The sequence below is a fragment of the Paenibacillus sp. 37 genome, from assembly GCF_008386395.1.
GTDB classification, from domain to species: Bacteria; Bacillota; Bacilli; order Paenibacillales; family Paenibacillaceae; genus Paenibacillus; species Paenibacillus amylolyticus_B.
The window spans coordinates 2,989,719-2,997,685 of record NZ_CP043761.1; the positions used below are offsets into that span (position 1 = coordinate 2,989,719).

A 7,967-nucleotide genomic window follows, 5' to 3' on the forward strand; every position below is an offset into this window, starting at 1 on the left:
TAAAGGTGCAGTTTCTCCCGGAATTCCATGTCTTAGGCGTCATACTGAAAGGAATGGTGAATTCCTATGAACATTGCGGAGTTTATGAATCATTTACAGAGAAGAAATGTGAAATTGTACCATCAAGACGGAAAAATCAAAATGATCGGACCGCGTGAGGAAATCGATGCTGACCTTAAATCACAGATTAAAGAACACAAACAGGCTCTTATTCAGTTTCTGATCCATCAGGAAGAAGTATGGAATGCGCCTATTCCAAAGGCTCAAGAGTCGACCAACGAGATGTACCCTCTGTCCAGGGCTCAGAAAAGAATGTATATTCTGTATCAAATGGACGATCAGGGAATTGCTTATAACATTCCAATGGCGGTGAAGCTGACGGGTCATCTCGAACTGGATTTACTTGAAGAAGCGATTGGATGCGTGATGGAGAGACATGAAGCACTTCGAACGTCATTTGTGGATGATCAGGGTGAGCCTGCTCAGAAGATTCACTCTGAAATTCGGTTTAAGCTTGATTTCAGTGAACGGAATGAATCAGATATGTTGGTCAAGATCAAACAATTTATTCGACCTTTTGATCTAACGCAGGCTCCGCTGCTGCGGGCTGAACTGGTCCGCTTGGATCAAGATCAGCATGTACTGCTCATGGACATGCATCATATTGTATCCGATGGGATGTCATTTGCGCTGTTTTTGAATGAACTGGCTGAACTGTACAGTGGCAAACCGATGACACCTGTTTCCATCCAGTACAAGGACTATGTAGCATGGGAGAAAGCCAAAGAACGTTCAGGTGATCTGAAAAAGCAGGAGACCTATTGGTTGGAAACGCTGAGTGGGGAACTGCCACAACTTCAAATGCCTCTGGATTATGCACGCCCCCCAGAGCAAAATTACGCCGGTCAACGAATGGTTACCGAATTGGATCAGGAATTAACGAGAAATTTGCAGCGCCTTGCCGATGAGCATGACGTAACGATGTATATGCTGCTTTTATCAGCCTACGTAGTACTGTTATCCAAATATACTGGACAGAAAGATATTATCGTGGGTACCCCGATCGCAGGCAGGTCGCATGATCATCTCAAATCAGTAATCGGTTTGTTCACCAATACAATAGCAACACGACATAACATAGACCCGGAGCAGACATTCAGCGCGTTTTTGAATCAGGTGAGAAGACATACCTTGAACGCATATGAGAATCAGGATTATCCTTTTGATGAACTGATTGAAAAACTGAACTTACCCATGGATCGAAGCAGACACACGCTGTTTGATACGATGTTTGATTTGCAGCACGCAGAGGATTATGTGTTCCAACTTGGTCAGCTTCAAGCGGAAATGTGTGAATTCGATCTGCCCGTCTCCAAATTTGATCTCAGTCTCACTGTAATCCATTACGGCAGTCACATGAAACTGGATCTGCAATATGCTTCCGAATTGTTTGCCCGAAATAGCATGGAACGTTTTTTAAGTCACTTGATGGATATGTTGAATGAGATTGCGTCAAACGCCATGCAAAAGGTAAGTCAGCTTCGCATGTTGTCCAGGCAGGAAGAAGATCAGGTGTTGTACCAGTTTAACAGCAAGCGAGTGGATTCGTACCAGGGCACATTAAATGATTGGTTTGAAGAACGCGCTGCATCTACACCTGAACGGATCGCAGTAGTCCACGGGGAAAAATCCATGTCGTACAAGCAACTTAATGAACGAGTAAATAAGCTGGCACGCCTGCTTCGAGTGAAAGGGGGAAAGCCCAATTCGATCATCGGTGTTATGGTGGAGCGATCCTTGGACATGATTGTTGGAATACTGGCAGTTCTCAAGGCAGGGGCTGCCTATCTGCCCATTGATCCTGAATTGCCTGATGACCGGGTATCATACATGCTCAGGGATAGCGGGGCTGTGTTGCTTTTGAACGGGTGTCCTTTCAGAGACAGGCTCCACATCACATCCGAGCTGGCGATGGACAATCCGGAGATTGAACATATGGAACCAGGCAACCCGGAACGAGTGAATCATCAAGGTGATTTGGCCTATGTGATCTATACTTCCGGTTCGACAGGTGCGCCGAAGGGAGTTATGACGACTCATGGAAATGTATTGAACTATATCTCTGCATTTTTGAACAGAGTACCGCTAACAGAGGAAGATACGGTTCTTCAGGTGGTGTCCTTTTCGTTCGACGCGTTCACTGAGGAAGTATTTCCGTTGCTGGCTGTATCTGGACGTATTGTTCTTAGTGGCAAGCTCAACGAAACGCATGTGGATGACCTGGTTATGCAGATTGAAAAAGAGAACATCACTGTTTTAAGCTGTTCCCCGCTTCTTCTGAACGAGTTGGACAAAAACAGGCACCTGCGTCCACATGCCAACATGAAATTTATCAGTGGTGGGGACGTCCTGAAATACGAATATGTCCGGAATATGGTCGGTTCGGCTCAAGTGTACAATTCATATGGACCTACCGAAGCAACGGTATGTGCTACATATTATCGTGTGATGCCACAGGACGAAGGAAGAGTATCTATTCCCGTAGGTAGTCCGCTTGGTAACTATGAGGTGTTTATACTTGATGAACATCAACAACCCGTTCCGATTGGTGTAGCAGGGGAATTATACATCGGGGGGGCAGGGGTCGCTAAGGGATATCTCAACCTTGCCGAGCTAACAGAATCCCGTTTTGTAGATCATCTGCTTGCATCGGGGACCAAAATGTACCGCACCGGGGATATGGGGAAATGGCTGCCGGATGGAAATATAGAGTTTCTTGGAAGAAATGATGAACAGATTAAAATACGTGGATATCGCGTTGAAATTCGGGAAGTGGAGCATCATCTGGCAGATCATCCTGATGTAAGCGACGCTGTGGTTATCACTCAAAAGGATCAGAAAGGTCAGCTCTGCCTATGTGCGTATATTGTCTGGAATTCGCCAGAGCATGTGCATGGCTTTGATGAACTGAAAACACATGCGAGAGAGCGATTGCCGGCTTATATGATTCCTTCATGGTTTATGAGTTTGGAGCAAATTCCACGTACCCTCAATGGTAAGGCAGATCTTAACGTTTTGCCCCATCCCGATGTGGACAGCATGGCCAATACGACGTATGTGGCCCCAAGCAATGAGCTGGAATGTATACTGGCGTCCATCTGGGAAGAGATACTGGAGCTTCGGCCGATTGGTGTAGATCATAGCTTTTTTGAGCTGGGTGGTCAGTCTTTGAGAGCCTTTGCTATGATGTCAGCCATTCAGAGAAAGTTAGAGCTTCGGATTACACTCAAGGATATCTTTAACATGCCTACAATCAGGCAGCTGGCTGCATGGCTTCGAACAGTGGAGACACAGCGCACTTTCCGAATCCAAAAGGCAAACGAAAAGCCACATTATCCATTGTCCGCTGCACAGCGCAGACTTTACATTCTGGATCGGGTGCAGCAAACGGGTTTGATGTATAACATGCCCCTTATTATCCGATTGTCAAAAGAAGCTGAACAGGTACGTATGGAGCAGACATTGCTTGAAATTATTCATAGACATGAAGGGCTGAGAACTTCTTTTACAGAAATCGATGGTGAGCCCGTGCAGCGTATTCATGCCCAAGTGAACTTCAATCTTCTTGTAGGCAACGGGTTGCAACAGGATTTCGATCCGTTCATACATTCATTTATCCAACCCTTTGATCTGGAGAAGGCCCCTTTGTTCAGAGCTGCATTATGGCGAACGGAGATCAGCCAATATTTATGTCTTGATATGCATCATTTGATTTCAGACGCGGTGTCCATAGATATCCTTATCCAGGAAATAGGGCAAATCTATGAACATAAACAACTGGCACCATTCACCCTTCAATATAAAGATTATGCTGAATGGTCTCTGGCTCCGGAACAACAGGAACAAAGGCAAGAGCACCAGCAATATTGGACAGACATGCTTAAAGGTGAATTGCCCGTGTTAAATTTGCCGCTCGATTTCTCCCGACCTGCGATTCAGAGTTATGAAGGAAACCGGCTTCAATGTGCAGTGGATTTCGAACTGACACAAAAACTGCGTTTGTTGGCTGCCGAAAACGGTGTAACGCTGTTTGTTTTGCTGTTAACCGCATATACGATACTTCTTGCCCGATACACTTCCCAGGATGACATCATTATAGGGACTACGGTGGCAGGAAGAGAGCATCCAGAATTGGAAGATATGGTGGGTATGTTTGTTAATACGCTGGCATTACGCTTCTATCCTGAACCCGATATGTCCTTGCAGCAGTTGCTTCATCATATTAGAGATACTACGCTTGACGGCTTTGCCCATCAGGACTATCCGTTTGATGAACTGGTAAGCAAACTTGAAGTGAAAAGGGATGCGAGTCGGAGTGCGCTATTTGATACCCTGTTTACCCTTCAGGCTGAACAGACAACGGGAATGGACGCTAATGGTTTGCTGGCTGAATACTATCCGTTCAGTCATCCCACAGCCAAGTTTGATCTGAGCGTAACCGCGTTGGAGACAGCGGAGGGGATAGAGATGTTTTACGGGTATGCCTCCAGGCTGTTCAAAGAAGAGACCATTGAGAAACTGGCCGGACATTATAACGAAATTTTGAAAGAGATTGTAAACGATACTCAACGCACCATTGGTGAGATCAATCTGGTGACAGAAAAGGAAAGGGAGCTGCTGCTGTACCAGTTCAACAACAATGTTCGGGACTACGCCCAACGAAAATCCGTTCCGGAACAGATTGCAGACCATGCAGTTCATTATCCCAATAAAGTAGCTGTTGTATATGACGGGCAACAACTAACCTATAGCGAACTGAATGAACGGGCTACCGATGTTGCGGAAGCTCTACTGGATCTTGGAGTGCATAAACAAATGCCTGTAGGCATTATGATGGATCGTTCATTGGAAATGATGGTTGGTTTACTTGGTATTCTCAAATCGGGTGGAGCATATATGCCTTTGGACCCTGCCTTTCCCGAGGAACGTATTCGCTACATGCTGGAGGATAGCGGTGCCAGCGTGGTTGTAACTCAAGCACATTTGTTATCTCAAGTGAACAGAGTCGGGGTTTCCTGTGAAGCCTTGGTGGTTGACGATCATTGCTCACCAATACAGAGCATTCGGGAGAAGGGTGGAAGAACGGCTCGGCATGGCGTGTCAAAAATAAGACATAATGACCATGATCTGGCCTACATCATTTATACCTCAGGCTCAACCGGATTGCCCAAAGGTGTATTAATTGAGCATGGATCATTCGCCAATTTCTGTTATGGCTTCATTGAATCTCAGCAGATAACGGAACGAGATCGTGCAGCAAATTATTTACAAATCACATTTGATGGGTCTATTATCGATATTTTTCCGACATTGGTGGTGGGGGCAGAGCTGCACATCATCCCATCTCAGTTGCGCCTGGATATGTCTCAGCTAAATGCATATATGAATGCACACTCCATTACATTGATCACGTTGCCGCCAAAGGTGTGTGAAGTTTTTATCCATCAACCTAATACCTCATTGCGTTTGCTAATTGCTGGAGGAGAACAGCTGAAACTTTCGTTTCTTCCTGACTACCCGCTGATCAATGCATATGGGCCTACCGAGAACACAGTTGCTACCACCTACCAACGGGTAGATCAGGTTCACGGCAATATCCCGATCGGCAAGCCGCTCCCCAACATATGGACGTACGTGATGAATAGTGATCATCAATTATGTCCAGTTGGTGTAGCAGGAGAGTTATACATTGCGGGCAACAGTGTAGCCCGGGGCTACCTTAATAATCCGGAACTGACGGCCGAGAAATTTGTAGACAACCCGCATGAACCTGGCGGCAAAATGTACCGGACAGGTGATCTGGTGCGCTGGCTACCTGGTGGCAACCTGCAATTTATGGGGCGTACCGATCAACAGGTGAAAATCCGTGGATACCGGATTGAGCTTGGCGAGATCGAGCAACAACTGCTGAAACATCCGGCGATCCGGGAAACAGCGGTTCTGGCTCATCAGGACCCGCAGGGAAATGGGGCGTTATGCGCCTATGTTGTAGCCGAAGGCGAAGCAGTGTGGACAGCTGCTACCGTTCGGGACTGGCTGGAAGCGGAACTGCCGGATTATATGATCCCAGCCTATGTGGTGCAGCTGGATCAGCTGCCGCTGACGTCTCATGGCAAGCTGGACCGCAAGGCGTTACCTGAGCCGGACCACCATCTGCCTGCCGCGCCGGAGACAGAAGCACCGCGCAACGAGGTGGAACACCTACTGGTGGACATTTGGCGTGACGTGTTAAACATGGAGGAGCTGGGCATCAATCACCAGTTCTTTGTCTCCGGGGGAGACTCCATCAAGGCACTCCAGATCGGATCACGTCTGGCCCGAGCGGGACTGCGGATGGAGGTCCGGGATTTGTTTGCCTATCCAAAGATTCGGGATCTCTCCCCGTATGTGAAATGGGATCAGCGTGAGCGCCGGAGCCAGGAGCCGGTGGAAGGAGAAGTGCAGCTGACCCCGATTCAGCAGTGGTTTTTTGCGAACAACACGACGGAACAAAACCACTTCACACAGTCCTTCATGCTGCATCGGGCAGCCGGGTTCAAGCCGGACGTGCTGGAACAGGTGCTGGATCGGTTGCTGGAGCATCATGATGCGCTGCGCATGAGGTATGAGATGCAAGCAGATGGTAGCATCCGCCAATTCAACCGTCCGGTTCAAACTGGAGAGCGGATGTATACCCTGCACCGATTTGATACACGGGGCTGGGATGAACCGGAGCGTCAGGTCTATGAGGCGGCTACCCGGGTGCAGCAGGCATGTAACCTGGAAGAGGGCAAGCTGGTACAGGTCGGGTGGTTTGAAGCCGAGAACGGGGACCATCTGCTGCTGGCGATTCATCACCTAGTCGTGGACGGGGTGTCCTGGCGAATCCTGCTGGAAGACATGGAAGTGCTGTATCAGCAGGCGGAGCGGGGAGAAGAGCTGGATGCGGGCGAGAAGACCGACTCTTACCAGCGTTTCGCAGAAGCTGTGCAGGATTACGCGAACAGCCCGCAGGCCGCGAAGGAGCGAGCCTACTGGAGTAGACTTGCAGCGGAGGGGGCGGGGCTGAACCTGGGAGAGCGGGAGGAATCGGCGGAACCAGATCGATTTGCGGACAGCCATACCGTGCAAAGCACCCTGAGTACGGAAGTCACCCGGCAGCTGCTGCGGGAGAGCAATCGGGCCTATCAGACGGAGATCAATGATCTGCTGCTTAGTGCGCTGTACCTCGCGGTGCGGAAGCTGACGGGTGAGCTGAAGCTGAAAGTGAACCTGGAAGGCCATGGCCGGGAGGATGTGCTGGAAGGCATCGATCTCAGCCGCACCGTGGGCTGGTTTACGACCCTGTACCCGGTACTGCTGGAAGGGGAGGCAGAGGACGAGCTTTCGGTCACCATCAAACGGGTGAAAGAAGGATTGCGCAAGGTACCTCATAAAGGCTTCAGCTATGGAGCGCTGAAATATGTGGCCCGGATGCCGGAGTTACAGGCGGAGAAGAAGGCTCCAATTCTATTTAACTATTTGGGAGAGATCGGAGCATCTGCAAATTCCGGGTGGGTTCATGCCTCGCATTTTAAACCGGGAGAAAGCATGGGCGAGCACATTGCCCGCATGAATCCGATTGAGCTAAATGTAGCCATCTATAACGGAAGCCTGGCCCTTAGCACAACCTATACCAAGTCTGCGTTTTCAGAAGAAATGATTCTTAATTTAAACCAGTATTATATTGAAGCCATTGAACAGGTGGTTGATCACTGTATCAGCAAAGAACATGCGGAGAAGACATCTTCCGACTATGGATTTAGTGACTTGTCATTAGAGGATCTTGAAGATTTATTAAGCGAATATGAGCTGATTGAGGATTAATATTTGTCTATTTTCATCCCAAGTTTAGGACAGCTTAGGTACGATCCAATAAGGAGATGATA

At 48.2% G+C, this 7,967-nt stretch carries 1 protein-coding gene; it reads left to right on the forward strand.

Translation table 11 applies throughout. From position 1 onward, the window contains the following. Nucleotides 1-84: 84 nt before the first annotated feature. The gene (locus F0220_RS13130; protein ID WP_223199935.1) at nt 85-7,905 is read left to right on the forward strand and encodes a non-ribosomal peptide synthetase; all 7,821 of its coding nucleotides are present in this window, start codon (nt 85-87) and stop codon (nt 7,903-7,905) included. Nucleotides 7,906-7,967 lie beyond the last annotated feature (62 nt).